This window comes from Azomonas agilis (assembly GCF_007830255.1).
GTDB lineage: Bacteria > Pseudomonadota > Gammaproteobacteria > Pseudomonadales > Pseudomonadaceae > Azomonas > Azomonas agilis.
In genome coordinates, this window is the sequence record NZ_VLKG01000007.1 from 65,947 (window position 1) to 90,528 (window position 24,582).

The window sequence follows — 24,582 nt, forward strand, 5'->3', positions numbered from 1 at the left end:
TTTTACGCTCATGGGGGCTTTAATGGAGTTACTGTCCAGTAATAAGAGTTTTGGGGGTTGGCATCAGCGCTATAAACACCACTCAGCGGTGTTAAATTGCGAAATGGTATTCGCTGTTTACCTGCCGCCCCAGGTGGAGCAAGGGCAAAGGCTGCCGGTACTGTATTGGTTGTCTGGCCTGACCTGTACTGACGAAAATTTTATGCAGAAGGCGGGAGCCCAACGCTGGGCGGCAGAGTTAGGGCTGATTTTAGTCGCCCCCGATACCAGCCCTCGCGGCCCCGGTGTACCAAGCGATCCTGAGGGCGCTTGGGATTTTGGTTTGGGCGCAGGCTTTTACCTTAATGCTACCCAACAGCCTTGGGCTAAGCACTACCAAATGCACGACTATGTGGTGCATGAGCTACCGGCTCTCATTGAGGCTAAGGTTCCCGTAACGGATCAGCGCGGTATTTCCGGCCACTCTATGGGAGGGCATGGTGCTTTGGTGTGTGCTTTGCGCAATCCGGGGCGCTATCAGTCGGTGTCAGCGTTTTCTCCCATTAGCCATCCCAGTGATTGCCCTTGGGGGGAAAAGGCGTTTTCCCGCTATTTAGGTGAGGATCGAGCCTGTTGGAATGATTGGGATGCCAGTCTGCTGCTGGCTAAAGCCTCGGAGCGGCTGCCGATTTTGGTCGATCAGGGTGAGCAGGATGGCTTTATGCAGGATCAGTTGAAACCGGAGGTTTTGGAAGCAGCGGCTAAGGCCATTGATTATCCGCTGACCCTGCGTTTACAACCCGGCTATGACCACAGTTACTACTTTGTGGCCAGCTTTATTGAGGAGCACTTGCGATACCATGCACAGGCGCTCCAGCAACAACAGCCTTAAACAGGCAGTAGCGGGTAATCCAGATAGCCTGCTGCTCCGGGGGTGTAAAACTTTTCGGGGCGGGCTTCATTCAGTGCTGATTTACGGCGGAAGCGTTCTACCAGATCAGGATTGGCGATAAAAGGCACCCCAAAAGCCACGGCTTCGGCTTTGCCGGTTTCGACCCATTCTTCGGCTTGCCCCTGGGTAAAGCGCTCGTTAGCGATGTAGGGGCCGCCAAAGGCTTCTTTCAGTAGTGGGCTGAGGCTGTCTGTATCCGGTCTTTCGCGGGTGCAGATAAAAGCGATTTTGCGCTTACCCAATTCACGGGCCAGATGACTGAAGGTTTCTGCGCGGGTGGAGTCGCCCATGCTGTGCAAATCAGCACGGGGTGACAGATGTACGCCTACACGCCCAGCGCCCCAAACTGAAATGGCGGCATCAGTGACCTCTAGCATTAAACGGGCACGGTTCTCGATGGAGCCCCCATAGAGGTCAGTGCGTTGGTTGGTGGAGTCCTGTAGGAACTGATCCAGCAGGTAGCCGTTGGCCCCATGAATTTCTACCCCATCAAAACCGGCTTTCTTAGCATTCTCTGCACCCTGACGATAGGCTTCGACAATACCCGCGATTTCGGTAGTTTCCAGCGCACGTGGGGTGACAAAGGACTTTTGCGGACGCACCAGATTGACATGGCCTCCGGCTGCAATAGCGCTGGGTGCTACTGGTAATTCACCGTTCAGGTATATAGGGTCGGAGATACGCCCTACATGCCAGAGTTGCAGCACGATTTTGCCACCCTTGGCCTGTACCGCTTCTGTAACTTTCTTCCAGCCCTCAATTTGATCGGCTGACCAAATACCGGGCGTATCTGGATAGCCCACGCCCATAGGGGTGACGGCTGTAGCCTCGCTGATAATCAAGCCAGCCTCAGCCCGTAAAGCGTAGTATTTGGCCATATTATCGTTGGGAGTCCGGCCTTCCGCTCGGCAGCGGGTTAGGGGGGCCATGATGATGCGGTTGGCCAGTTGCAGCTCGCCCAGCGTGATGGGGTCAAAGAGTGTTGGCATGGCAAACTCCTAAAAGGGGTATCGGTAACCACAGGTGTATGCACTATAAAGGCCGCACAGAATCTTCGGCATTGATTCATCTGATGATAGCCATTGATAAGGTCGATTCGCTCGGACTGGGGTAGAATGCGCGCGTCAATTCGGCTTTCTGGGCACTTCTCACCATGCGTATCGGCCACGGCTACGACGTTCATCGCTTCGGCGATGGCAGCTTTATTACCTTGGGCGGCGTACAGATTCCGCATACGGCGGGATTGATCGCCCATTCTGACGGTGATGTGCTGTTACATGCCCTGAGCGATGCCTTGTTAGGAGCAGCCGCCTTGGGGGATATCGGTCGCCATTTTCCCGATACCGATCCGACCTATAAAGGTGCGGATAGCCGGGCTTTACTGCGCCATGTATTAGCCTTAGTACAGCAGCAAGGTTGGGTTGTGGGCAATGTAGATGCCACCATCGTGGCCCAAGCCCCCAAAATGGCCCCACATATTGAACTAATGCGCCAACGCATTGCAGAAGATTTGCAGATCAGTCTGCAACAGGTGAATGTGAAAGCCACAACCACCGAACAGCTAGGCTTTACTGGACGTAAAGAGGGCATTGCGGTACATGCTGTTGCTTTGTTGTTAGCTCAATGACTGAACTCGAATTATTAGGGCCACTGGCTTATGCCAAGCCTTGCGGTCAGGCAGTACTCAAGGCAACCCCTGAAGACTTTCAGGTGGATGAAGTGCTGGATATACCCTTATCGGGCATGGGTGAGCACCTGTGGTTGTGGGTAGAAAAACGTCAGCTAAATACGGAGGAAGCCGCCCGTCGGTTAGCACGTGCTGCGGGTATATCGGCTAAGGCTGTGAGTTTTGCAGGGCTTAAAGATCGTCAAGCCCTAACGCGGCAATGGTTTAGCCTGCATCTACCCGGAAAAGCTGATCCTGATTTGTGTGGCGCTGAGGATGATAGCCTGCGTATTCTAAACGCCGTGCGCCACAGTCGTAAGCTGCAACGAGGAGCCCATTCCGCCAACGGATTTAGCCTGCGTTTGACCCAATGCAGCGCTCCAGCCGGTTGGATGGACGCACGTTGCACGCTGCTGCAACAACAGGGCGTTCCCAACTACTTTGGTATGCAGCGTTTTGGTTTCGAGGGTAACAACCTGCTGGAGGCTCTGCATTGGGCTGAGCAAGGTAGTTTCCCAGAACAGCGGAGTCGGCGTTCACGAGTGTTATCTGCGGCGCGCAGCTATTTGTTTAATCGACTGCTGGCCCAGCGAGTGGCTGAGGGGAGTTGGAATCAGGTACGGCCGGGTGATTTATTGTCGTTCACCGATAGCCACAGTTTTTTCGCCGCTACACAGGCTGATTGCCAAGACCCTCGCTTGGCTGCTTTGGAGCTACATCCTACCGGCCCCTTGTGGGGTAAGGATTTACCCAGTAGCTTAGAGGACACCTTACAGCAAGAGCTAGATCATGGTCTTGATGCTCATTCTGGTTTGATCCAATGGTTAGCAGAAGCCGGACTGACTCAGGAGCGCCGAATCTTGCGCCTCCCCATTCGTAAGCTGTCATGGCATTATCCCCAGCCTGATCTCTTGCAACTGAACTTCGTTCTACCCGCCGGATGCTTTGCCACTGTGGTGGTGCGGGAGTTGGTCAATTTGGTAGAACCAATGGATATGACATGCGCATTCTAATCTCTAATGATGATGGGGTTTACGCTCCCGGGCTGGCAGCACTGTACGATGCGTTAGCAGATTATGCTGAGTGCTCCGTGGTCGCGCCGATTCAGGATATGAGCGGTGTGAGCAGCGCTGTGACTTTGGACAGTCCACTGTACCCTGTCGAAATGCCCAACGGTTTTATTGGCTTGAATGGAACGCCTACCGATTGCGTGTATTTAGGCTCCAATGGGTTGTTGGAGTTTCCGCCCGATTTAGTGGTATCTGGGATTAATCTAGGTGCCAATCTAGGGGATGATGTTCTGTATTCAGGTACTGTAGCCGCGGCTTTGGAAGGACGCTTTAGTGGAAAACCTGCGTTCGCCTTTTCGTTGGTTTCGCGGCAAACCGATAACCTTTCAGCGGCTGCCCATATGGCTCGTTTATTGGTTGATCGCTTGGCCAACGCCGATTTGCCAGCCCGTACCGTATTAAATATCAATGTGCCTAACCTGCCTTTAGAACGTATTCGGGGCGTGTGTCTTACCCGTTTAGGGCATCGCCAGCGCACGCCCCCACCCGTCTGTGAAACCAGTCCCCGTGGTAAAAAAGGCTACTGGATTTCTGTGGCTGGTGATGTGGAAGATGGTGGGCCGGGAACAGATTTTCACGCCATTATGCAAGGTTATGTGTCCGTTACTCCGCTACGACTGGATCGAAGCTTTCAGGAGGCATTTGAAGGGCTGAAGCAGCCACTGAAGGATTTGCTGTAATGGATCGGCATCACCACCATGCACTGTTGCGTGGCGCTGGGATGACTTCCCAGCGTACACGAGATCGCTTGATTCAGCGCTTAATGGATGAGGGAATACAAAATTCTCAAGTGCTGGAGGTGATGCGCCATACCCCGCGTCATATGTTTATTGACGAGGCTCTGGCTAATCGAGCCTATGACGATACCGCCTTACCCATAGGGCATAATCAAAGTATTTCCCAGCCTTATATCGTGGCCCGCATGACGGAAACTCTGTTGGCTGCTGGGCCTTTGGATAAAGTATTGGAAATAGGCACAGGCTCTGGATATCAAACAGCTGTATTAGCTCAGTTGGTGGAGCGGGTGTTTTCTGTAGAGCGCATACAGAGCTTGCAAGATCGAGCTAAAAAGCGTCTACAGCTATTGGGGATACGCAATGCTGTGTTTCGTTGGGGAGATGGCTGGGAAGGTTGGCCCGCTTTAGCATCCTATAATGGGATTTTGGTAACGGCAGCGGCGGCTGAAGTTCCGGCCGCTTTGTTGGATCAATTAGCCTTGGGTGGGCGAATGGTGATTCCCGTAGGTATAGGCTCTTTGCAGCAACTCATGCTTATCACACGCGAGTCCTCTGGGTTTTCACAGCAGTGTTTGGGAGGCGTGCGTTTTGTGCCCCTGTTGAACGGTTCAGTTATTCTTTAGGCAATGAGGTTTGTGTGAAACGGCACTTCCTGCTCTATACCAAGGGTATAGCCATGGGTATGGCAGATGTTGTTCCCGGTGTTTCTGGAGGAACCATCGCCTTTATTAGTGGTATCTACGATCAGTTGTTACAAGCCTTAGCCGCTATACCTCGGGCTTTGCGGCTATTGTTGCAAGGACAGTTGAAAATGGCTTGGCAGAGTGCGCAGGCAAATTTTCTAGTCGTACTTTTTGCAGGTGTCCTAACCAGTGTGTTTTCTTTTGCCAAACTGATTAGTTATTTATTAGATACTTATCCTATTTTTATTTGGTCGTTCTTTTTTGGGCTGGTGTTGATTTCGGTCTATCTCATTGCTCGTGAAGTTCGAGAAAAAATAAAGGTATCCAGTATTTTTCTTTTTGCACTGGGCAGCATCTTAGCCTATTGGGTGACGCAAGCTCCTCCTATAGCTGTAGATCAGGGGTATTTGAGCTTATTTTTTGCCGGCTATATCGCTATCTGTGCCATGCTGTTGCCGGGAATTTCTGGAAGCTTTGTACTGGTTTTACTGGGCCTCTATCCAGTGGTGCTGTCAGCCATTAAAAACCTAGAAGTTGGCATTTTGCTGGTTTTTATCTCAGGCTGTGTGCTGGGATTAATGAGTTTTTCCCGCATTCTTATTTGGATGCTTAATCGTTGGCACGACGCTGTTTTGATGTTTCTGACAGGATTGATGTTAGGTTCGCTTAACAAGATCTGGCCTTGGAAAGAAACCCTAAGCTGGCAAGAAATTTCAGGAGAAAAAGTGCCCCTGCTACAGCAAAATCTATGGCCGGATCATTACACGGCATTAACAGGGCAGGATGCTCTGCTCATCTGGGCTATTATGTTGGCTTTGATAGGGGCAGCCTTGGTTTTGGTTTTAGACTACCTTGCCAGCAGAAAAGCATAGGCTGCAAACAACAGAGTCTAAAACATAATAATTGCTTATCGACTTAGTTAGGAGTGAGCGTTGAACCTCACAGTTATAATCAGACATCGATTTTGTCGGAGCCTTTTCTCTAAGCCATTGCTAGCCCTTTGTGCTTTGACCTTAACGCTAGCGGGCTGCTCTAGCACTCCTTCTGAAAGTGTTTCAACCGTTACTGAGCAAAAGGAGCGGGTAACCACTGGAGCACACACCGTTAGGCAAGGCGATACGTTGTGGAGTATTGCTTTTCGTTATGGTTGGGATTGGAAAGATCTTGCACAGGCCAATAATTTAAAGCCTCCCTATGTGATCTATCCGGGACAGCAGCTTCGATTTGATGGGGGCTCAGGTACTATAGCGCCGCAACCTACAGTTGCAGCTTCTGCTTCCCCTACTACAGTGCGGCCTAATGTAGCACCTACCTCTGTAGCTCCAGTCGCTCCGGTGGTGCCTGTAGTGACTACAACCCCGGTAGCAGGTAAAGCCTCAGCTTCCGGTTGGGCTTGGCCTGCCACGGGTGCCTTAATCAGTCGTTTCTCTTCAAACGGAAGTTTGAATAAAGGGATTGATATTGCTGGGCAATTAGGTCAGCCTGTCCTAGCTGCTGGTGATGGTACGGTTGTATATGCTGGTAGTGGGCTTAGAGGTTATGGTGAGCTGATCATCATCAAGCACAACGATACCTTTGTAAGCGCTTATGGTCATAATCAGAGGTTGCTGGTGCGGGAAGGACAGCAGGTCAAAACAGGACAGACTATTGCCGAAATGGGATCCACAGGCACTGACCGAGTAAAGCTACATTTTGAGATTCGCCGTCAAGGAAAGCCTGTAGATCCGTTAGAGTATTTGCCTAGCCGTTGATCACGTTGTTTACGCTCCAGCTCTATAAATAAGCTCGGATCGTGCCCTAGGGATAGGGTTTTTACCCCGAGCTTATGTCGAACTCAGCAGGGGATAAGAATAATGGCACTCGAGAAAGAAGCGCCGGAGTTTGACCTGGACGATGCGGTATTGTTCATGGAGTCTGATGACTTTTTGGACGTGCCGGATTGCCAAACAGGCCACCCGTTTGGAAGTACGCATGAGCCTGTCGAGCGACAGGATGGAGTTCGGACACCAAGGCCCGCTATTGATAACAGCCGGTCTTTGGATGCCACACAGTTGTATCTTAGCGAGATTGGTTTTTCGCCCCTCCTAAGTGCCGCTGAAGAAGTTCATTACGCCCGCCTTGCTCAAAAAGGTGATCCGCTGGGGCGTAAGCGGATGATCGAGAGTAATTTGCGCCTTGTGGTGAAAATTGCTCGGCGCTACTTAAATCGCGGCCTAACCCTACTCGACTTGATTGAGGAGGGTAACTTAGGGCTGATTCGGGCGGTTGAGAAATTTGACCCGGAGCGCGGTTTCCGCTTTTCTACCTATGCCACTTGGTGGATTCGTCAGACCATCGAGCGGGCAATCATGAATCAGACGCGCACCATTCGTCTGCCCATCCATGTGGTTAAAGAGCTCAATGTTTACCTGCGTGCTGCTCGGGAATTGACTCAAAAGTTAGACCATGAGCCAAGGCCTGAAGAGATTGCTCAGTTGATGGAAAAACCCGTCAGCGAGGTCAAGCGCATGTTAGGACTGCATGAGCGCATTACATCCGTTGATGCCGTCTTTGGCCCAGATTCGGATAAAACACTGCTAGATACCCTAACAGACGAGCATTCCTCTGATCCCTGCGAACAGCTACAGGATGATGATCTTTCGGCCAGCATTGACCAGTGGTTATCAGAGCTGTCTGAAAAGCAACGTGAGGTAGTGATTCGGCGCTTTGGGCTGCGTGGTCATGAGAGTGCAACTTTGGAAGAAGTTGGCCAAGATATTGGCCTCACTCGGGAGCGCGTGCGGCAGATTCAAGTGGAAGCATTAAAACGCTTACGAGGCATTTTGGAGCGCAATGGGCTGTCTAGTGAGGCCCTATTTCAATAAGATTGTGCTAAAGCTCGCCAAGGGCGCTAATAGTTGGAGCACTTTGCTGTGCTGAATCAAGCAGAACGCTCTGTAACTCGATAAGCTGTTATCAGTTTTACTGATAAGGGGTTATTTATGAAGCGCTCTTTGGCGGATATGCGTCGTGATTATACGCGTGATGGTTTGATTGAGGCACAGGCTCCGAATGAGCCTTTTAGCCTGTTTGAGCAATGGTTTGCTGAGGCTATGGCAACAGAGCAAGAGCCCGTTGAAGCCAATGCGATGACCTTTGCAACCGTAGATGCTTTAGGTCGGCCCCATTGTCGAGTCTTGCTGTTGAAGGCTTTGGATTCTAGGGGATTTACGTTTTTTTCGAATTACGAAAGCGACAAAGGGCAACAACTGGAGCATACCCCTTATGCTGCCATGACCTTCTTCTGGCCGACTTTAGAGCGCCAAGTACGTATTGAAGGACGAGTAGAGCGCGTCAGCCCCGAAGACTCTGAAGCTTACTATCAAGTGAGACCCTTAGGGAGCCGCCTAGGTGCCTGGGCATCCCCACAAAGTCGTGTGCTGCGTGATCGGGCAGAGTTAGAACACTTAGTCTTGCAAACGGAGCAGCGCTTTTTAGCAGAGCCTCCACATTGCCCACCACATTGGGGTGGGTATCGCTTGTTGCCAGATCGCTTAGAATTTTGGCAAGGCAGATCTAACCGTTTGCACGATCGCCTTAATTACCGTCGCCCCGAGGGAGAAACACTTTGGGTGCGAGAGCGCCTAGCCCCTTAATTTAGCTGAGTTTAGTTTCTGCAGAACCTAAACTAGGCTGCTTTTTGCGCTCCTCAAGCCAGCGAGGGATGTCACGGTATTGGATCTTTTGCCGCTTAGCTTCTTGCAGTTGCTTAAGTACCCAAGCGCGCTTTTTGGGATCACCGTTGGCTAAAATAAGCGCTTGATCTCGATCCATCCACCGTTTGAAGCGAACAAATAACCAAGTATGAAATAGCAAGCCGATGAGGAGCGTGAGGGTAATGATGATGTAGTCCATGTGGAAACACTTACTCCCGTTATGAGGGCTGTAGGATGACAAAAATTGCTGACGAATTATTTGATGTGAGTAGCCTGATGCGTGTTTTAGAGCGGTTGTTGTGCATTATTTTTTTGCTTGCATCAGTTGGATGCACTTCTGATTTGACCGGGGAGACCTACAGCCGCTCTGAGGCTAGGTCGGTGCAAACAGTGCGATTGGGTTCTATTGTTTCGTTGCGGCCTGTTCAGATTGAGGGAACTAAGTCGATTGTCGGTTCTGGAGCAGGAGCTGTAATCGGTGGTGTGGCTGCCAGTAATGTGGGGCAGGGGCGGGGCAGTACAGTTGCCTCCGTGGTGGGAGCTGTTACGGGGGGGCTGTTAGGAGCTGCTGCGGAAGAAGGGGTTACTCGTACGCAAGGCGTTGAAATTATGGTGTTAGAGGATGATGGGGTTACCAGAGCCTATGTTCAGCAGGTAGAGCCTGACCAAGTGTTTCGGGTTTCCCAGCGCGTTCGTATTTTGACGGTGCAAGGAACCAGTCGCGTGATCCCTTACTGATCGTTCTTGCTCATATTTTAAAATTCTTTATCGATAGTAACCCCCTTGACGTATGTGTTAATTAATACGCCACTGATTTGACTTACCCAATAAGCGGCCCCATTTTTGCTTGTTCTTCAAGCTTTTGGGTGCTGGGGCGATTTAGGGAGTTTTTCATGGCGTTGTTACTCATTATCTTATTGCCCTTCCTTGGGATTGGTCTCTCCCGATGGTGGGGACGGCGGGGGCGATCTGCTTGTGCGTTGGGGGCCGCCTGTGCTCCTGCCGTAGCTTTGTGTGTTCTATTAGGGCAGTGGGGGAGTTTTGAGGAGCAAACCTACGTAACCCATCTCCCTTGGTTGCCTCAGTTAGGATTGAATCTAGCTCTGCGTTTAGATGGTTTAAGTCTGTTGTTTGGACTGCTCATTTTAGGGATAGGTTTGTTGGTAATACTCTACGCCCGCTATTACCTGTCTGAGCATGAGTCGATTGAGCGCTTTTTCGCGTTTTTCTTGATGTTTATGGGCGCTATGCTGGGGGTCGTGCTTTCTGAAAATCTTCTTTTAATGCTGATGTTTTGGGAGCTGACTAGCCTATCTTCTTTCCTATTAATTGGGTTTTGGAGCCACAATCAAGAGGCCCGGCGAGGGGCTCGGATGGCCTTAGCAGTGACCGGTGGGGGGGGATTAGCGCTCCTTGCTGGAATCTTGCTGATTGGCCATATCGTTGGCAGTTTTGAGCTGTCGGTAGTGCTGCAATCTGGGGATCTTATTCGGGCACACAGTCTCTACCCCTTGGCTCTGATCTTTGTTTTGCTCGGGGTTTTTACCAAGTCGGCCCAGTTTCCGTTTCACTTCTGGCTACCTCGGGCTATGGCTGCTCCAACGCCAGTCTCTGCCTTTTTGCACTCGGCTACTATGGTAAAAGCGGGTGTTTTTTTACTGGCTCGGTTATATCCCGCGTTGGCTCAATCTGAAATTTGGTTTTACTTAGTGTCTTTGACAGGGCTTATAACTTTGTTGATTGGTGCTTTGCTTGCCTTCTTTCAGCATGATCTGAAGGGTTTATTGGCTTATTCCACCATCAGCCACTTGGGATTAATTACCCTGTTGTTCGGTTTAGATTCCTCTATGGGGAATGTGGCCGCTCTGTTTCATATTATCAACCATGCCACCTTTAAAGCTTCTCTGTTTATGGCGGCCGGTATTATTGATCATGAAACGGGCACACGGGATATGCGCCAACTCAGGGGGCTTTGGCGTTATATGCCCCATACAGCCGCCTTGGCTATGGTGGCTTCGCTGGCGATGGCTGGGGTTCCGTTGCTAAACGGTTTCTTAAGTAAAGAGATGTTCTTTGCAGAGACATTGACTCAAGATTTACTCGGTAGCTTTTTCTGGGTAATTCCGGTGTTGGCTACTATGGCGGGTGCTTTTTCAGTGGCCTACTCTTTACGCTTTGTCCATGACGTATTTTTTAACGGCCGCACCATTGATCTGCCTAAATATCCGCCCCACGAACCACCCCGCTACATGCGAATTCCGGTCGAGGTTTTGGCGTTGCTGTGTTTGTTGGTAGGGATATTACCGGCTTATACCGTAGCTCCTTTATTAGCGACAGCCGCCCAAGCGAGCTTGAATACGGTAATCCCTGAATACAGTTTGGCTATTTGGCACGGCTTTAATCTGCCTTTATTGATGAGTCTTTTAGCTCTGTTGGGTGGCTTAGTTATTTACTTCTTAAGAAATGTTTTGTTCACTTGGTTTTATGGGTTGCCTCGTTTAGAAACCACTCAGATTTTTGAGCAATGCATAAAGTCAGTAGTGGAAACAGCAACTTGGGTTAATCAGCGTTTAGAGAATGGTTCCTTACAGCGTTATCTGAGTATTGTGTTGGTCAGTATGTTAGTTGTGGTGATCGTTGCCACGGCTCCTTTAAAGTCTTGGGTGGGTTCTATACCCCATACAACGCCTGATGCACCCATGATATTAGGTATGCTGATTTTGATAGCTACTTCTTTAGGGGCCGCGGTACTGCATCGTCGACGCTTAGTTGCTCTGTCTGTGTTGGGGGTAACAGGGCTGACGGTTTCTTTAACCTTCCTCTACTTTTCTGCCCCTGATTTAGCCTTAACCCAATTGGTGGTTGAGGTGGTTACCATCATTCTCATTATCTTGGCCATATTTTTTATGCCCTATGAGGTACCTGCTGAATCTACGAGCTTGCGCCGGCTACGAGACTGGGTAGTGGCCATAGGCAGCGGTGTAATGATGAGCTTGTTGGTCTATGCCGTATTGACGCGCCCTTACGACAGTATCGCTCCGTTTTTCTTGGAAAATAGCCTAGTCGGAGGCGGCGGAACCAACGTTGTGAATGTGATTTTGGTGGATTTCCGGGGCTTTGATACCTTGGGTGAAATCACGGTATTGGCCATTGCAGGGCTGGGTATTTACGGCCTGCTGTATGGATTACACCTCGCACCTCCAACCAAAGACTATGGCGGACGTTCTTGGTCTTCAGACAGTCACCCGATGATTTTGGATGTGGTCTCGCGCATGTTAATGCCGTTGGCCTTGCTGATCTCGGCCTTCGTCTTTGTGCGTGGCCATAATCTGCCAGGTGGCGGCTTTATCGCTGGATTGATTACTGCCGCTGCATTAATCCTGCAATTTATTGCCCACGGTGTGGATTGGACGCAGAAACGTCAGTCCATTAGCTACCATGCCATAACCGGTTTTGGGCTGTTGTTGGCGACCTTAACCGGCTTGGGAAGCTGGTTGTTTGGGCAGCCATTTTTGACAACGGCCTTTGGACATTTCCATTGGCCTTGGGTTGGAGAGTTCGAGTTAGCCACAGCTATTTTGTTTGATCTGGGAGTGTACTTGGTGGTGGTAGGTTCTACCTTGCTGAGCCTGTCTAACCTCAGCCACGTTGGCCAAGACGAGTTGGCTAAGGAGATCCAATAATGGAGATTTTATTTGCAATTACTCTAGGGATTATGACCGCTTGCGGCGTGTACTTGGTGTTGCGGGCGCGGATTTTCTCTGTGGTTTTGGGGCTGACGTTACTGTCCTATGCCGTCAACCTATTTATTTTTTCTATGGGCCGCCTAACCTCAGGAGCCCCTGCCGTCATTGGCAGTGTTGCGGAGCATGCAGATCCTTTGCCACAGGCTTTGGTGCTCACTGCTATTGTGATTGGTTTTGCAATGACCGCTTTTGTTTTGGTCTTAGCTTTGCGCAACCTTAAGCTATCTAATACCGATCATGTAGATAGTCAGGAGCCCACTCCATGAATCATCTACTGATTTTGCCCATTGTATTGCCTTTGTTGGTGGGTAGTTTCTTAGTCTTAGGGCATCGCCTGAAGATCAATGCTAAGCGTTACCTGTCCGTATTTAGCTGCATCCTGCTGTTGTTCTTTGCCGTTGCGTTACTGCATTTAGCGGGAGATGGACAAATACGCCTGTACGTTTTAGGCGGTTGGCAGCCGCCCTTTGGCATTGTGTTGATGCTAGATCGTTTGGCCGCAGTAATGTTATTGGCTAATGCAGTGTTAGCACTCTTGGTTTTGCTGTATGCCATTCGTGGGGTGGATGAGAGCGGGCCTAACTTTCATGCACTGTTTCAGTTCCAGCTGCTGGGCATTAATGGTGCATTTTTAACCGGAGATTTGTTTAACCTCTTTGTATTCTTCGAAATTTTACTGATAGCCTCTTATGCTCTGCTGGTTTGGGATAACAGCCGAGCACAGTTAAAAGCCGGAATGCATTATGTGCTGCTGAATTTAGTGGGTTCAGCCATTTTCCTGATCGGTATTAGCCTGCTGTACGGTGTAACTGGAACGCTGAATATGGCCGATCTGGCTGGGCGAGTGGCCAGTGCTGAGGAGTCTGTGACCCCTTTATTGGCTGCTGCCGGCTTTTTATTGTTGATTGTGTTTGGCCTCAAAGCTGCGATGTTGCCTTTGCACTTTTGGCTGCCAGCTACCTATGCAGCGGCTGTTGGCCCAGTCGCGGCTTTATTCGCCATTATGACTAAAGTGGGCCTATACGCCATCTTACGAGTATTTAGCTTGATTTTCGGTGATTCGGCGGGGCCTATTGCAAACTTTGCACAGGCTTGGCTATGGGGATTGGCAGGCTTAACGATCATCATGGGAAGCCTAGGTTTGTTGGCTGCTCGTTCGCTGCAGCATGTGTTGTCCTATTTAGTCATAGTGTCTGTGGGAACGCTGTTAGCGGGCTTCTCACTAGGAACCGTCCATAGCCTATCGGGCATGCTCTACTATCTATTGCACAGCACTTGGGTGATGGGAGGATTGTTCCTGTTGGTTGACTTGGTCGCGAGGCAACGAGGCTCTGCGGCAGGAGCTTTAATCACAACCTCTGCAGTACGCCAGCCCCTATTATTGGGCTCATTATTCTTTATGGCCGCTATTGCTGTTGTGGGTTTACCGCCGTTTTCTGGGTTTTTAGGTAAGTTGATGCTATTGCAAGCAGCAGAAGGCTATCAGCGCTTTATGTTATGGCCAATACTCTTAATCGGTGGATTTGTAGCACTGGTGGTTTTAAGCCGGGCTGGCAGTTTAGTTTTTTGGCGCAGTAAAGATCCAGTAGAGCTGGTGTTAGTACCTAAAGCCGATAAAGTACAGTTTATTGCTTGTTTAACCTTGTTGTTAACCAGTGTCTTATTGGTGGTATTAGCCAATCCTCTATTGCACTACTTACAGGCCACCGCTGAGCAGCTATTGGATGTGGCTCCTTATCTGGATTTAATCAAGCGGGGAGATGCCTGATGTCGATTAACTGGCCTAAACCCTTTCCAGTATTTTTACTGACACTCATGTGGTTATTACTTAACAACACTTTGAGCTTGGGGCATATATTATTAGGGCTAATACTGAGCACAGTCATCTGCATATTATGTCGAAACTTTTTAGTGGATCTTCCTCCATTAAAGAAGCCCTTTGGTTTATGTGTGTTTGTGATTAGAGTTTTTTTTGACGTTGTACTGGCTAACTTACATGTGGCCCGCTTAGTTCTTGGGCCAGAGAAGAACTTGCATCCCGGCTTTATAGAAGTACCTATGTGCATTAAGGATGAGTTTTTATTAGCTACTTTGGCCTGTGTTGTTTCTTTAACGCCCGGCACAGTCTCTGCGGGGCTGAGCGCAGACCATACCAAACTGCTGATTCATGCCCTAGATGCTTCTCAGCCGGAAACTTTGATTAGCGATATCAAAGTGCGTTATGAGGCCCCTTTAATGGAGATATTTCGATGCTCGGCTACGTGATGGTATTTTGTGCCGCACTATTAGGGGTGGCGGTCATTTTAAATATGCTGCGTCTTTTTATGGGGCCAGATGTGCCCGATCGTATTCTGGCCTTAGATACGCTTTATATTAATGCACTGGCTTTAATTATCTTGCTTGGAATTCAACAGCAGTCAACTTTGTATTTTGAGGCCGCGTTATTAATTGCGGTACTTGGGTTTATCAGTACGGTAGCCTTCAGCAAGCATCTGCTGCACGGCGATATTATTGATTAGGGAGTAATAATGATGCCGTTTTGGTTAGAGCTTCTGATCAGTTTTTTATTAATCGTAGGTAGTGTATTTGCCCTTATTGGTGCGGTTGGCTTATATCGTTTACCTGATTTTTTCATGCGTCTGCATGGCCCAACTAAGGCAACTACTTTAGGGGTAGGTGGTATTATTCTGGCGGCCATGATCTTTTTTACCTATCATCGCCAAGAGTTTAGTGGGCATGAGTTATTAATTACGTTTTTCTTGTTTATTACCGCTCCAGTTAGTGCCCATATGATGGCTCGGGCGGCAATGCAACTTAAAGTTCGTTTAAGTGCCCGTACTCAAGGGCGGCCTTGGGAAGAGTAAGGCGGCTTGTCGTTGTTTGTAGTAGGCTGAAGCGGTTTATTTAAGGCTGTTGCCGTGTTTTGGCCTCGCCAAAGTAGGCGCAGCCTTGGTGTACTTGACCGTTAATTTGCAAACTGGCACTAAGGTGGGTGAGTGTTTTTTGCTGTGGGTTGAGGCAGCGTTGGGGGCTTATCCAAAGCTCAATCTCTAGGCCATTTGCGGCACTGCTAAAACTCAGTTGATCACCCGGAAGTTGTTCTTCTAAATAAGGTAGTGCCTGAGCTGGCTGACCTTCCTGCTTCAACAGTAAACCTTGGCTGGTAATAGTCATCGACCAAGCGGGCAGATTTCCCGAGGCCTGCAACATCAAAGATTGATCTTTAGCATTGAGGCAGCTTTGGGCATGAACGGGCTGAAGTTTATAGAAACGAGTCACCCTAAGCTGGCCGTCTCCCCCCTCTCCCGCAGGTGAGTTAGCTGCTGGGGCGGTGATATAACCTTGAATATCAGCAAATAAGCGAGGCTCGCCCGCATCGACGAAAAGATCGTAGGCATCTTGGGTAAAGGCGGGGTCTGTTTGTAACAGGAATCGCCTTTGCTCCTGACAGGGACGTAACCAGAGTTGGTTTTGAATCAGCAGTAGTTCCCCTTGCCAACGTGTTTCTCCGTTACTGGGCTCTTTAGTGTTACTCCAAAAAGACTGGCAGCCTGCCAGCAGCAGAAGAAACGACAGGCTGATCAGTCTTTTTATGATCAAGGATTAACGTCCTTTAACGGGTTGTCCGTTTATAGAGCCTTGTTCGAGGACGATTTGATGCTCTTTACCGTCTTTTTCGACTTGACGCAGTTTTACCAGTAGATAGTTCCACTCTTTGGCAAACCACATCTCAGTTTGGCGTTTACTTTGTGTGGGATCACGCACGCGCTCTACTTTAATGGCATCCACTTGGCCTGCGCGGGTAGTGACTTGCTCAGTACCTAAGACTCGGAAGTCATAGGTTTCGATCTCGTCATCATCCACGACCTGATAGCTCATGCTGCGTTTGCCCGCTGCTACGTCCTGTTGTAGAGCCACTTGGTAGGTTGATTTATCCAAAAGGCCCGGATTAAGTGGCAACTTAACTGGATCACCTTCATCTTTGCCAGTGACTTGCTTGTTCGCCCAGTCAAAGTTGTGTTCAACAGCTTTACCTCGTCCGAGGCCTGAGCGTTTTAAGCGGTACTGGGTGGGCAGTAATTGCTCCCCTTCAACGCGGAAAATGCTGTATTCGTTGAAGCTGGTGACCAGCATGGAGGCGTCAAAGTTTAACTTCCAAGAACCGTCTGCTTGGCGTTCTAAGGTGCGTTTCGCTGTGCCACTGACAGGTGCTGCACTCCAATCTGCGGTGTAGCTTGCAGAAAAGCTTTTAAGCTCAGTAGCCTGTGTGGGCAAAGCCAGCAGAGCAAGGCTCAGTAGTAAAGCGCGTCGCATGGGCATCTCCTAGGTATTGAGTACATAGCCGTTGGTCGGAAGTAATTTCCCGTCCAGCATTGCGCCTTGAGTGGCTAAGCGCAAGCGGCCTTCTGCAAACCACCGAGTTACCATAGGGTAAATCTGGTGTTCTAACTCATGTACTCGGTGAGCGAGTGTATCTACAGACTCATTGGGCCAAACCCGAAGACGTGCCTGAGCAATGACCGGGCCGCCGTCTAGTTCAGCACTGACAAAGTGGACACTGCAACCATGCTCAGGTTCCCCAGCCTCTAAAGCACGCCGGTGGGTTTCCAGTCCTTTATATTTAGGCAATAGTGAAGGATGAATGTTGAGTAAACGTCCCTGATAATGCTCAACAAAACCTGCACTGAGAATCCGCATAAAGCCTGCCAGTACGACTAAATGGGGTTGGTATTGGTCGATGAGCTGTATCAGGGCCGCATCAAAGTCTTCACGGCTGGAGAAGTCTTTGTGGTTGAGCACCTGCGTAGGGACGTTGGCTTGAGCTGCTCGTTCCAAGCCATAGGCATCAGCGCGGTTGGAGATGACCGCGCTGATACGCAAAGGGTGCTCAGGAGTTTGGCTATCCAATAGCGCCTGTAAGTTGCTGCCGTTCCCTGAAATCAGTACCACCACATTGCAGGTTTGGGTCATCAGTTTTACTTCAAGTGGTTCAGTTGGACGCGGGCTTGCTCAGGAGCGCAGGAGGCAATTTGGCCAATCACCCAAGGTTGCTCTCCTGATTGGCGCAGGCTGTTTAATGCCGCTTCTTGGTGTTCTGGTGCGACGCAGATCACCATGCCTACGCCACAGTTGAGTACCCGGTGCATTTCGGTTTCTTCAACATTTCCTTGCTCGCGCAGCCAATCAAAAATGGCCGGACGAGTCCAGCTAGCAACATCAATGATGGCCTGAGTGCCTTCGGGTAATACGCGGGGAATATTTTCCAGCAGACCACCGCCAGTAATGTGGGCCATAGCCTTAACCGCTTGGGTATCTTTGATCAGTTGCAGTAGGGGCTTGACGTAAATACGGGTTGGAGCCATCAGCAGTTCTGCTAGGGGTTTGCCATCCAGTTGCGTGGTGCCGGCATCGGTCTGGCTGATTTCCAAAATTTTGCGAATCAGCGAGTAACCGTTGGAGTGTGGGCCGGATGAGGGCAAGGCGATCAGCGTATCTCCGGCTTGTACCTTAGATCCGTCGATAATTTCGCTTTTTTCTACCACGCCGACGCAAAATCCGGCTAAGTCGTAATCTTCACCTTCGTACATGCCGGGCATTTCGGCGGTTTCACCGCCCACTAGGGAGCAACCGGCCAGTTCACAGCCAGCACCAATGCCGGTTACCACTTGAGCGGCGATATCGACATTCAGCTTGCCGGTGGCGTAGTAGTCGAGGAAGAACAGAGGCTCAGCCCCACAGACCACCAAGTCATTCACGCACATGGCAACTAAATCAATGCCGATGCTGTCGTGTAATCCCAAATTCATGGCGAGGCGCAATTTTGTACCCACGCCATCGGTGCCAGAAACCAGCACCGGTTGGCGATATCCTGCGGGGATCTCGCACAGGGCTCCAAAACCACCCAGTCCTCCCATGACCTCAGGTCTAGCGGTACGCCGAGCTACGCCCTTGATACGTTCAACCAAGGCTTCACCAGCATCAATATCGACACCAGCATCTTTATAGGTTAAGGAGGGCTGTTTGCTCATGGAAAGGGGGCCTGTCAAGGTGAAAAACGAGAGCGATGGAGTCCGTCAGAAGGGAACCGACTCTAAACAGATAGCGGCTCTATAAGGTGTAAATGTTATCAGGCTTACTAAGGAGCAGCCATCCCATTGCTTTGTTGAGAAAATGTATCAACTAATTTTCTTATCTTGGTTGCTCTACTTTAGGGGGGTGTTTAAGGTATGGAGCTTTCTTTGGGGCCTGCTGTCCCGAATCCGTTTTGTGAGAGCCAGCCATGCCTGTGATACTCCGTTATGTGACTGCCTGTTTTTTGTCTCTAGTAGTGCTGTACGCGCAAGCTAAACCCTTAGAAGGTTTATATCGGGTCGAGGAGCCTTTGCTTAATCAGCAACCGACTGAGCGTGATGAGGCATTACGGCGCGCTTTTGACACGCTGATTTTACGTCTGACAGGCAATACAGAGGCTGCACAAAACCCAGTTTTGGCTACGGTGAGGGCTAATCCTCAGCAATGGGTAACGCGCTTTGGTTACGAGCAATCCCGTTTGGTGGTGGATTTTGATCCCACCAGTGTGCAGCGGGGCTTGCGTCAAGCGGGTTTAAACCAGTGGGGCGCTGAGCGTCCTAGCTTATTGGTTTGGTGGTTAAACGATGCTCCGGAAGCCAGCCAACTGGTAGGGGATGGCCAACCAACGGCCACTTTATTGCGCTCCGCTGCTCAGTATCGCGGCTTGCCACTGCTGTTACCCTTGGGAGACTTGAGTGAGCAACTGGCGGTCAATGCCAGTGTATTACAAACAGGCGATCAGCAAGCCTTGCAGCCGGTATCCAGTCGCTATGCTGCGGATGGTTTGTTGAGCGTCTATGCCCAGAATGCCAATGGTAGCTGGCAAGCCAGTTGGAAGCTCGGATTGGGTACTACTCAAACTCAAGGGCAGGTGGCTGCTAATAGCTTGCCTGATCTGGCCGATGCGGTGATGCGTGCGGTACAGGTGTTTTTGGCCCCCAGCTTTTTGACCAAACCCACTGTTACTGAGCCGGTTTTAGTGGAAGTACAGGGCGCAAACCTAGCTCGCTTTGCCGAGTTGGATCGGTTATTAGCCGCCAATGGTCGATTGGTTTTAGTGGAAGGGGATCGCTTACTGTATCGCCTTGAGGCTTCTGTCGAACAATTACAAGCGCGCTTGCAGCAAGCACAGCTCCAAGCCATCTCTAATAACGAACAGGCTCCAGCGCCCTTAGCAACAGGTCGTACACCCTTGTTGCGCTATCGTTGGTAAGCCGAGCTCGCCTTATAAGGGGCGTTTTATGTCGAGTTTGGGCCGTTGGTGGTGGCTGATTGGGCTGGTCGCTCTGGGTTGGTTGTTGCATCAGCTCTTACCCATACTTCCCCCGTTTCTGATTGCGGCCTTGTTAGCCTATATGGGTGGGCCGTTAGTCAGCCGCTTAGAGCATGTTGGACTACCGCGCACGCTGGGGGTGTTGCTGGTATTTAGCGTGTTTTTCCTAAGCTGTTTACTGATTTTGTTGGTGCTGGTGCCTCTATTGGGTAAACAGTTGATGGGGCTGTACCAGCTTACCCCCAAAGTAATTGATTGGTTGCAGACCGTTGCCTTACCTTGGTTACAAAGTGAGTTTGGGCTGGAAGAGGGCTTTTGGCGCTTGGATCAGCTACGCGATACCCTCATGTCCCATTTGGGAAGCACTACAGATACCCTGAGAACGCTGCTTTCCCGTTTAACAGCTTCAGGGTTAGCGATTTTGATTTGGTTTGGGAACGCCTTATTAGTCCCCGTAGTAGGTTTCTACCTGATGCGCGACTGGGACAGTATGCTGCTCAAACTACAGGCTCTGCTTCCTCGGCGGCGGGAGGCCTATATCACCGACCTTGTTCGTGAGTGCCACGAGGTCTTGGGGGCTTTTCTGCGCGGTCAGTTGTTGGTGATGCTGGCTTTAGCCATTATTTATGCCATTGGATTGAACTTAGTTGGGCTCAACTTAGGGTTATTGATAGGCATATTGTCCGGATTAGCCAGCATTGTGCCCTATATGGGCTTTGTGGTGGGTATTGCTGCCGCACTCTTAGCCGCGCTGTTTCAATTTGGCTTGGATCTCTACCCTTTGCTGGGTGTAGTGGCTGTATTTGCAGTGGGGCAGGCGTTAGAAGGGGTTTTATTGACCCCTTGGCTGGTCGGCGATCGGATTGGTTTGCATCCTGTCGCGGTAATCTTTGCTATTCTGGCGGGCGGACAACTCTTTGGTTTTACCGGTGTATTGCTGGCATTGCCTGTAGCGGCTGTTATTATGGTTCTATTACGGCACATACACGAATTTTATAAACTATCTCATCTTTATGCCGATCCGAGCGATCAGTCGGGTCACTGACCCCGGTTCCAGTATGAACCCTATTCAGCTTCCTTTGGGTGTGCGTTTGCGGGACGATGCCACCTTGGTTAATTTTTACCCCGGTGCTAATGCAGTGGCACTGGGTTATGTGGAGCGGCTGGCCTCACCTCAAGTAAGTTGGACGGATGAGCTGATTTATCTGTGGGGAGGTATTGGTGTTGGGCGCTCGCATTTATTGCAAGCTGCGTGCTTGCAGGCGGATGAGTGGGCCGATCTGACACTGTATTTGCCCCTAGAGCAGTTGGCCCATTATGGCCCCTCGCTGCTGGATAACTTAGAGCAAGCGGATCTGGTGTGCTTGGACAACCTAGACGCTGTAGCCGGTGACCCTCAATGGGAGCTGGCTCTATTTCACCTGTTTAATCGTTTGCGTGATGCGGGACGGCGTTTGCTGTTGTCGGCCAGTTTATCGCCCCGAGCCTTACCCATAAAGCTGCCGGATTTAAGGTCACGTTTAACCTTGGCATTGGTATTTCAACTGCATCCTTTATCGGACGAGGATAAGCTGAGAGCTCTTCAGCTAAGAGCCTCACGGCGCGGTTTCAACCTGCCGGACGACGTGGGACGTTTTATCCTCAGTCGAGGTGGGCGCAGCATGACAGCCTTGTTTGATTTGCTGGAGCAGTTAGATCAGGCCTCGTTGCAGGCTCAGCGCAAACTGACCATTCCCTTTCTAAAAGAAACCCTGAATTGGTAAGGGGTTAGGGTTCAACGTACCAAATATTCTGCCAGTGGTTTATCACTTTGGCCGGATAATGGGGTTTACCTAAACTGCCATTGTAGCGACCTAGGGCACGCTCTAAGTTTCCCTGTTCCTTTTTCAAGTAGTAGCTCAGGATTGTGCAGCCATAACGTAGGTTAGTGGCAATATCTGTCAAGTTATCTTGTGGCCGCCCCAGTTCTTTTTTCCAAAACGGCATCACCTGCATCATGCCCTGAGCACCAACGCGGGAAACAGCAAAGCGATCAAAGCGGCTTTCTACATGAATCAGGGCTAAAACCAGCTCAGGATTTAAACGGGCTTTTTGGGCCTCTTTGTGGACAAGGCGCAAAAAGCTGAGCCGTTCTTCGGCATCTTTCAGATAGCGTCCCAGTCGAGTCGACATATCCAACAACCATACCTCAGCATCAAAACGATCCTGAAAACTATCGGCTTGGGCGATGGTTTGTTGCATCAGCTCGCGTAGTTCGGGCTCAGGCGCTTGGCGTAGGTTGGCCCATGCCTTGGGAGTAAAGCCTAAAACCAATAGGCAGAATACTAAAGGTAGATACCGAGGGCTCATATCGGATAGTTACCTATTTTGATGTTGGTATTAAATCTGAGCCGATAATAATGCTGGGTATATGCATTAACGTATTGTTGGGTGATGTTTGAATTAGGCCGAGCCGCTTTGCGGCTCGGCTGATAAGTTTTAGGCTAGGTCAACTTCTAGATCGATTTCGTCTACGCACGTTTGTGGGCGAGAGTGATTTGTTCCCGTATGCCAAGTGCCAGCGCGTGAGCTTACATCAGAAAGCCCTTGGATGGGGATGCAGCGCCAATTGCCAGGAGAGTCTGGGACGATTGGCCCACTACTACTTGTACCACCGAACTGATAAAACAGGGCTTGTTCCCGCCCATTCTTGCGACCAATTACATGTGGGCACATTTCCCGTACATGATTTTGGTAAGTAGCAATGATAATCTCTTTATTGGCAATGGCGTTGCGGACAATCTCATACACTGTGCGCATACTATTATCTCCCTATGGTGTGGTGGTGGTACAGTGAAGAACAAACAATCTAACTCCAGCTATAGTGGGTCTAGCAGATGAGGCAAGATACTATCTTATCTACGCCAGCTCTCTAGTGAGTTGAAGCAAAGCTAGGGTAGCCATTTCCTATGGCTACCTAATGTAAAATCTCAATGAGCCTTAGTTGAGATTCAACTTACCCTGAAAAAACTTCAAAGCCTCACCATAAGGCAAGCTTTCTACTTCACTGCTCCGGCGGTGTTTATATTCCAAAGTACCCTCAGCCAGTCCGCGCTCACTGACCACGATGCGGTGCGGAATACCGATCAGCTCCATATCCGCGAACTTAACGCCGGGGCTGGTTTTCTTGTCGCGGTCGTCCAACAGCACTTCAAAACCGGCGGCGGTTAGCTCGGCATAGAGTTGGTCGGTGGCTTGGCGCACGGCTTCGTTTTCGTACTTCATGGGCACGATGGCGATTTGGAAGGGCGCTAGAGCATCGGGCCAGAGGATGCCGCGCTCATCATAATTTTGCTCGATGGCGGCGGCGACCACGCGGGAAACCCCGATGCCGTAACAACCCATCACCAGTGTGGTAGGTTTGCCACTTTCGCCCAGCACCTTGCAGTTCATGGCTTCACTGTACTTGGTGCCAAGTTGGAAGATATGCCCGACTTCAATACCGCGCCGAATCACCAGTGTGCCTTGACCGTCTGGGCTAGGGTCGCCTTCTACCACATTGCGCAGATCGGCAACGGCAGGTAAGGGCAGGTCGCGTTCCCAGTTCAGGCCGAAGTAGTGTTTGTCGTCTTGATTGGCTCCGGCGGCAAAGTCACTCATCAGGGCCACGGAGCGGTCGATGATGCAAGGAATCGACAGATTGACGGGGCCAAGGGAGCCGGGGCCAGCGCCAATAGCCGCACGAATTTCCGCTTCCGAGGCAAATATCAGTGGGTTAGCCACTTGCTCCAAGTTGGCGGCTTTAATTTCGTTTAGCTCGTGGTCACCACGCACGATCAGAGCGATGAGCTGGCCTTCTTCCACGCCCTGTACCACGAGGGTTTTGACGGTTTTTTCGATGGCCAGATCAAATTGCTCGACCAACTCGGCGATGGTTTTAGCGTTGGGCGTGTCCACCAACTGCATGGCTTGAGTCGCAGGGCCACGGCTGATTTCGCGCGGAATGGCTTCGGCTTTTTCCACGTTAGCCGCGTAGTCGGAAGTGTCGCTGAAGGCGATATCGTCTTCACCGGAGTCTGCCAGCACATGGAACTCGTGGGAGCCAGTGCCACCAATGGAGCCAGTATCGGCCTGCACGGGGCGGAAGTTCAGGCCCAGACGGGTGAAGATCGCGCAGTAGGCCGCGTGCATGCGGTCGTAGGTTTCTTGCAGTGAGGCTTGATCCATATGGAAGGAGTAGGCGTCCTTCATAATGAACTCGCGACCGCGCATCAGACCAAAGCGCGGGCGGATTTCGTCGCGGAATTTGGTTTGAATTTGGTAGAAGTTGATCGGTAGCTGCTTATAGCTGTTCAGCTCGTTGCGTGCCAGTTCGGTGATGACTTCTTCGTGGGTGGGGCCAACGCAGAACTCACGGTCGTGGCGGTCGCGCACCCGCAGTAATTCGGGGCCGTATTGCTCCCAGCGTCCTGACTCTTGCCATAGTTCTGCCGGTTGGATGGCAGGCATCAACACTTCTAAGGCTCCGGCTTTGTTCATCTCCTCACGGACGATGGTTTCGGCTTTTTTCAGTACACGCAGGCCCATAGGCAGCCAGGTGTAAAGACCTGAGGCTAACTTGCGGATCATTCCAGCGCGGAACATCAGTTGGTGGCTGATGACGGTCGCGTCAGAGGGCGTTTCTTTTAAGGTCGAGAGCAGATACTGGCTGGTGCGCATGGGCAGGCGAG

27 protein-coding genes are annotated in these 24,582 nt (G+C 50.5%); 19 read left to right on the plus strand and 8 right to left on the minus strand.

Translation table 11 applies throughout. The annotated features are described in order from the left end of the window. The first annotated feature begins 22 nt into the window (after positions 1-22). On the plus strand, positions 23-871 hold the full coding sequence (gene fghA / locus LX59_RS10255; RefSeq protein ID WP_144571773.1) for an S-formylglutathione hydrolase: 849 nt from the start codon (positions 23-25) through the stop codon (positions 869-871). Here the strand turns inward: fghA and LX59_RS10260 are convergent. Next, positions 868-1,920: an alkene reductase gene (locus LX59_RS10260; RefSeq protein WP_144571774.1), complete on the minus strand. Its 1,053-nt coding sequence runs from the start codon at positions 1,918-1,920 to the stop codon at positions 868-870. The two genes, fghA and LX59_RS10260, sit on opposite strands and share 4 nt — an antisense overlap. Before the next feature lie 164 nt (positions 1,921-2,084). Between LX59_RS10260 and ispF the strand changes: the two genes are divergently transcribed. The 8 genes from ispF to pdxH all read left to right on the plus strand — a co-directional run bounded on the left by ispF (position 2,085) and on the right by pdxH (position 8,722). Further along, complete coding sequence (ispF, locus tag LX59_RS10265) at positions 2,085-2,558, plus strand: 2-C-methyl-D-erythritol 2,4-cyclodiphosphate synthase (protein WP_144571775.1); 474 nt, start codon at positions 2,085-2,087, stop codon at positions 2,556-2,558. Then, positions 2,555-3,610 (plus strand): tRNA pseudouridine(13) synthase TruD, encoded by a 1,056-nt coding sequence (gene truD / locus LX59_RS10270; RefSeq protein ID WP_144571776.1) that lies wholly within the window; start codon positions 2,555-2,557, stop codon positions 3,608-3,610. The genes ispF and truD overlap by 4 nt, the downstream gene beginning before the upstream one ends. Next, positions 3,598-4,347, plus strand: a complete 750-nt coding sequence (surE, locus tag LX59_RS10275; protein WP_144571777.1) for a 5'/3'-nucleotidase SurE — start codon at positions 3,598-3,600, stop codon at positions 4,345-4,347. Before truD ends, surE begins: the two co-directional genes overlap by 13 nt. Then, a complete protein-coding gene (locus tag LX59_RS10280) occupies positions 4,347-5,027 on the plus strand; it encodes a protein-L-isoaspartate(D-aspartate) O-methyltransferase (protein ID WP_144571778.1) in 681 nt (226 codons plus the stop codon). Before surE ends, LX59_RS10280 begins: the two co-directional genes overlap by 1 nt. Positions 5,028-5,041: 14 nt before the next feature. Then, positions 5,042-5,959 (plus strand): polyprenyl-phosphate transporter, encoded by a 918-nt coding sequence (locus LX59_RS10285; protein WP_144571779.1) that lies wholly within the window; start codon positions 5,042-5,044, stop codon positions 5,957-5,959. Positions 5,960-6,019: 60 nt separating this feature from the next. Beyond that, positions 6,020-6,838, plus strand: coding sequence for a peptidoglycan DD-metalloendopeptidase family protein (locus LX59_RS10290; protein ID WP_144571780.1), 819 nt, complete (start codon positions 6,020-6,022; stop codon positions 6,836-6,838). Between the two features lie 102 nt (positions 6,839-6,940). Next, entirely contained in the window at positions 6,941-7,951 is a 1,011-nt protein-coding gene (gene rpoS, locus LX59_RS10295; protein WP_144571781.1) for an RNA polymerase sigma factor RpoS, read from the plus strand. Between the two features lie 117 nt (positions 7,952-8,068). Beyond that, positions 8,069-8,722, plus strand: coding sequence for a pyridoxamine 5'-phosphate oxidase (pdxH, locus tag LX59_RS10300; RefSeq protein ID WP_144571782.1), 654 nt, complete (start codon positions 8,069-8,071; stop codon positions 8,720-8,722). A gap of 1 nt (position 8,723) precedes the next feature. On the opposite strand, the gene LX59_RS10305 is transcribed toward pdxH, so the two are convergent. Then, on the minus strand, positions 8,724-8,981 hold the full coding sequence (locus tag LX59_RS10305) for a hypothetical protein (protein WP_144571783.1): 258 nt from the start codon (positions 8,979-8,981) through the stop codon (positions 8,724-8,726). Positions 8,982-9,058: 77 nt separating this feature from the next. Between LX59_RS10305 and LX59_RS10310 the strand changes: the two genes are divergently transcribed. The 7 genes from LX59_RS10310 (at position 9,059) to LX59_RS10340 (ending at position 15,392) form a co-directional block, all read left to right on the plus strand. Then, complete coding sequence (locus LX59_RS10310; protein WP_144571898.1) at positions 9,059-9,520, plus strand: outer membrane lipoprotein; 462 nt, start codon at positions 9,059-9,061, stop codon at positions 9,518-9,520. 155 nt (positions 9,521-9,675) lie between these two features. Further along, positions 9,676-12,465, plus strand: coding sequence for a monovalent cation/H+ antiporter subunit A (locus LX59_RS10315; RefSeq protein ID WP_144571784.1), 2,790 nt, complete (start codon positions 9,676-9,678; stop codon positions 12,463-12,465). After that, complete coding sequence (locus LX59_RS10320) at positions 12,465-12,794, plus strand: Na+/H+ antiporter subunit C (protein WP_144571785.1); 330 nt, start codon at positions 12,465-12,467, stop codon at positions 12,792-12,794. Before LX59_RS10315 ends, LX59_RS10320 begins: the two co-directional genes overlap by 1 nt. Beyond that, positions 12,791-14,296 (plus strand): monovalent cation/H+ antiporter subunit D, encoded by a 1,506-nt coding sequence (locus LX59_RS10325; RefSeq protein WP_144571786.1) that lies wholly within the window; start codon positions 12,791-12,793, stop codon positions 14,294-14,296. The genes LX59_RS10320 and LX59_RS10325 overlap by 4 nt, the downstream gene beginning before the upstream one ends. Further along, positions 14,296-14,793 carry a Na+/H+ antiporter subunit E gene (locus LX59_RS10330; RefSeq protein WP_144571787.1) on the plus strand — a complete coding sequence of 166 codons (498 nt, stop codon included), beginning with the start codon at positions 14,296-14,298 and terminating at the stop codon, positions 14,791-14,793. The genes LX59_RS10325 and LX59_RS10330 overlap by 1 nt, the downstream gene beginning before the upstream one ends. Continuing rightward, positions 14,778-15,047 carry a K+/H+ antiporter subunit F gene (locus LX59_RS10335; protein ID WP_144571788.1) on the plus strand — a complete coding sequence of 90 codons (270 nt, stop codon included), beginning with the start codon at positions 14,778-14,780 and terminating at the stop codon, positions 15,045-15,047. The genes LX59_RS10330 and LX59_RS10335 overlap by 16 nt, the downstream gene beginning before the upstream one ends. A gap of 12 nt (positions 15,048-15,059) precedes the next feature. After that, entirely contained in the window at positions 15,060-15,392 is a 333-nt protein-coding gene (locus LX59_RS10340) for a Na+/H+ antiporter subunit G (RefSeq protein WP_144571789.1), read from the plus strand. 40 nt (positions 15,393-15,432) lie between these two features. On the opposite strand, the gene LX59_RS10345 is transcribed toward LX59_RS10340, so the two are convergent. The 4 genes from LX59_RS10345 to purM are packed head-to-tail and all read right to left on the minus strand — an operon-like array spanning position 15,433 to position 18,557. Then, positions 15,433-16,128 carry a hypothetical protein gene (locus LX59_RS10345; RefSeq protein WP_144571790.1) on the minus strand — a complete coding sequence of 232 codons (696 nt, stop codon included), beginning with the start codon at positions 16,126-16,128 and terminating at the stop codon, positions 15,433-15,435. Positions 16,129-16,131: 3 nt separating this feature from the next. Next, positions 16,132-16,842 (minus strand): DUF3108 domain-containing protein, encoded by a 711-nt coding sequence (locus LX59_RS10350; RefSeq protein ID WP_144571791.1) that lies wholly within the window; start codon positions 16,840-16,842, stop codon positions 16,132-16,134. Positions 16,843-16,851: 9 nt separating this feature from the next. Further along, entirely contained in the window at positions 16,852-17,499 is a 648-nt protein-coding gene (gene purN / locus LX59_RS10355) for a phosphoribosylglycinamide formyltransferase (RefSeq protein ID WP_144571792.1), read from the minus strand. A 5-nt stretch (positions 17,500-17,504) separates the two neighbouring features. Continuing rightward, entirely contained in the window at positions 17,505-18,557 is a 1,053-nt protein-coding gene (gene purM / locus LX59_RS10360; RefSeq protein WP_144571793.1) for a phosphoribosylformylglycinamidine cyclo-ligase, read from the minus strand. A gap of 251 nt (positions 18,558-18,808) precedes the next feature. Here purM and LX59_RS10365 point away from each other — a divergent pair, with 251 nt between their 5' ends. Genes LX59_RS10365 through hda form a run of 3 tightly spaced genes read left to right on the plus strand, consistent with a single transcriptional unit; the run spans position 18,809 to position 21,636 of the window. Next, positions 18,809-19,813: a DUF2066 domain-containing protein gene (locus LX59_RS10365; RefSeq protein ID WP_144571794.1), complete on the plus strand. Its 1,005-nt coding sequence runs from the start codon at positions 18,809-18,811 to the stop codon at positions 19,811-19,813. 28 nt (positions 19,814-19,841) lie between these two features. Then, on the plus strand, positions 19,842-20,918 hold the full coding sequence (locus LX59_RS10370; protein WP_144571795.1) for an AI-2E family transporter: 1,077 nt from the start codon (positions 19,842-19,844) through the stop codon (positions 20,916-20,918). 13 nt (positions 20,919-20,931) lie between these two features. Next, complete coding sequence (gene hda, locus LX59_RS10375) at positions 20,932-21,636, plus strand: DnaA regulatory inactivator Hda (protein ID WP_144571796.1); 705 nt, start codon at positions 20,932-20,934, stop codon at positions 21,634-21,636. Between the two features lie 4 nt (positions 21,637-21,640). Here the strand turns inward: hda and LX59_RS10380 are convergent, their stop codons facing one another. Both LX59_RS10380 and LX59_RS10390 read right to left on the minus strand, forming a co-directional pair. Beyond that, positions 21,641-22,222, minus strand: coding sequence for a lytic transglycosylase domain-containing protein (locus tag LX59_RS10380; protein WP_144571797.1), 582 nt, complete (start codon positions 22,220-22,222; stop codon positions 21,641-21,643). A gap of 630 nt (positions 22,223-22,852) precedes the next feature. Further along, on the minus strand, positions 22,853-24,571 hold the full coding sequence (locus LX59_RS10390; protein WP_144571799.1) for a proline--tRNA ligase: 1,719 nt from the start codon (positions 24,569-24,571) through the stop codon (positions 22,853-22,855). Between the last annotated feature and the right edge of the window lie 11 nt (positions 24,572-24,582).

Bases quoted from the DNA above. Each gene is read 5' to 3' on its own strand.
- fghA (WP_144571773.1), top strand. From the start codon at position 23: ATGGAGTTACTGTCCAGTAATAAGAGTTTTGGGGGTTGGCATCAGCGC.
- LX59_RS10260 (WP_144571774.1), bottom strand. From the start codon at position 1,920: ATGCCAACACTCTTTGACCCCATCACGCTGGGCGAGCTGCAACTGGCC.
- ispF (WP_144571775.1), top strand. From the start codon at position 2,085: ATGCGTATCGGCCACGGCTACGACGTTCATCGCTTCGGCGATGGCAGC.
- truD (WP_144571776.1), top strand. From the start codon at position 2,555: ATGACTGAACTCGAATTATTAGGGCCACTGGCTTATGCCAAGCCTTGC.
- surE (WP_144571777.1), top strand. From the start codon at position 3,598: ATGCGCATTCTAATCTCTAATGATGATGGGGTTTACGCTCCCGGGCTG.
- LX59_RS10280 (WP_144571778.1), top strand. From the start codon at position 4,347: ATGGATCGGCATCACCACCATGCACTGTTGCGTGGCGCTGGGATGACT.
- rpoS (WP_144571781.1), top strand. From the start codon at position 6,941: ATGGCACTCGAGAAAGAAGCGCCGGAGTTTGACCTGGACGATGCGGTA.
- pdxH (WP_144571782.1), top strand. From the start codon at position 8,069: ATGAAGCGCTCTTTGGCGGATATGCGTCGTGATTATACGCGTGATGGT.
- LX59_RS10305 (WP_144571783.1), bottom strand. From the start codon at position 8,981: ATGGACTACATCATCATTACCCTCACGCTCCTCATCGGCTTGCTATTT.
- LX59_RS10310 (WP_144571898.1), top strand. From the start codon at position 9,059: ATGCGTGTTTTAGAGCGGTTGTTGTGCATTATTTTTTTGCTTGCATCA.
- LX59_RS10315 (WP_144571784.1), top strand. From the start codon at position 9,676: ATGGCGTTGTTACTCATTATCTTATTGCCCTTCCTTGGGATTGGTCTC.
- LX59_RS10320 (WP_144571785.1), top strand. From the start codon at position 12,465: ATGGAGATTTTATTTGCAATTACTCTAGGGATTATGACCGCTTGCGGC.
- LX59_RS10325 (WP_144571786.1), top strand. From the start codon at position 12,791: ATGAATCATCTACTGATTTTGCCCATTGTATTGCCTTTGTTGGTGGGT.
- LX59_RS10330 (WP_144571787.1), top strand. From the start codon at position 14,296: ATGTCGATTAACTGGCCTAAACCCTTTCCAGTATTTTTACTGACACTC.
- LX59_RS10335 (WP_144571788.1), top strand. From the start codon at position 14,778: ATGCTCGGCTACGTGATGGTATTTTGTGCCGCACTATTAGGGGTGGCG.
- LX59_RS10340 (WP_144571789.1), top strand. From the start codon at position 15,060: ATGCCGTTTTGGTTAGAGCTTCTGATCAGTTTTTTATTAATCGTAGGT.
- LX59_RS10350 (WP_144571791.1), bottom strand. From the start codon at position 16,842: ATGCGACGCGCTTTACTACTGAGCCTTGCTCTGCTGGCTTTGCCCACA.
- purN (WP_144571792.1), bottom strand. From the start codon at position 17,499: ATGACCCAAACCTGCAATGTGGTGGTACTGATTTCAGGGAACGGCAGC.
- purM (WP_144571793.1), bottom strand. From the start codon at position 18,557: ATGAGCAAACAGCCCTCCTTAACCTATAAAGATGCTGGTGTCGATATT.
- LX59_RS10365 (WP_144571794.1), top strand. From the start codon at position 18,809: ATGCCTGTGATACTCCGTTATGTGACTGCCTGTTTTTTGTCTCTAGTA.
- LX59_RS10370 (WP_144571795.1), top strand. From the start codon at position 19,842: ATGTCGAGTTTGGGCCGTTGGTGGTGGCTGATTGGGCTGGTCGCTCTG.
- hda (WP_144571796.1), top strand. From the start codon at position 20,932: ATGAACCCTATTCAGCTTCCTTTGGGTGTGCGTTTGCGGGACGATGCC.
- LX59_RS10380 (WP_144571797.1), bottom strand. From the start codon at position 22,222: ATGAGCCCTCGGTATCTACCTTTAGTATTCTGCCTATTGGTTTTAGGC.
- LX59_RS10390 (WP_144571799.1), bottom strand. From the start codon at position 24,571: ATGCGCACCAGCCAGTATCTGCTCTCGACCTTAAAAGAAACGCCCTCT.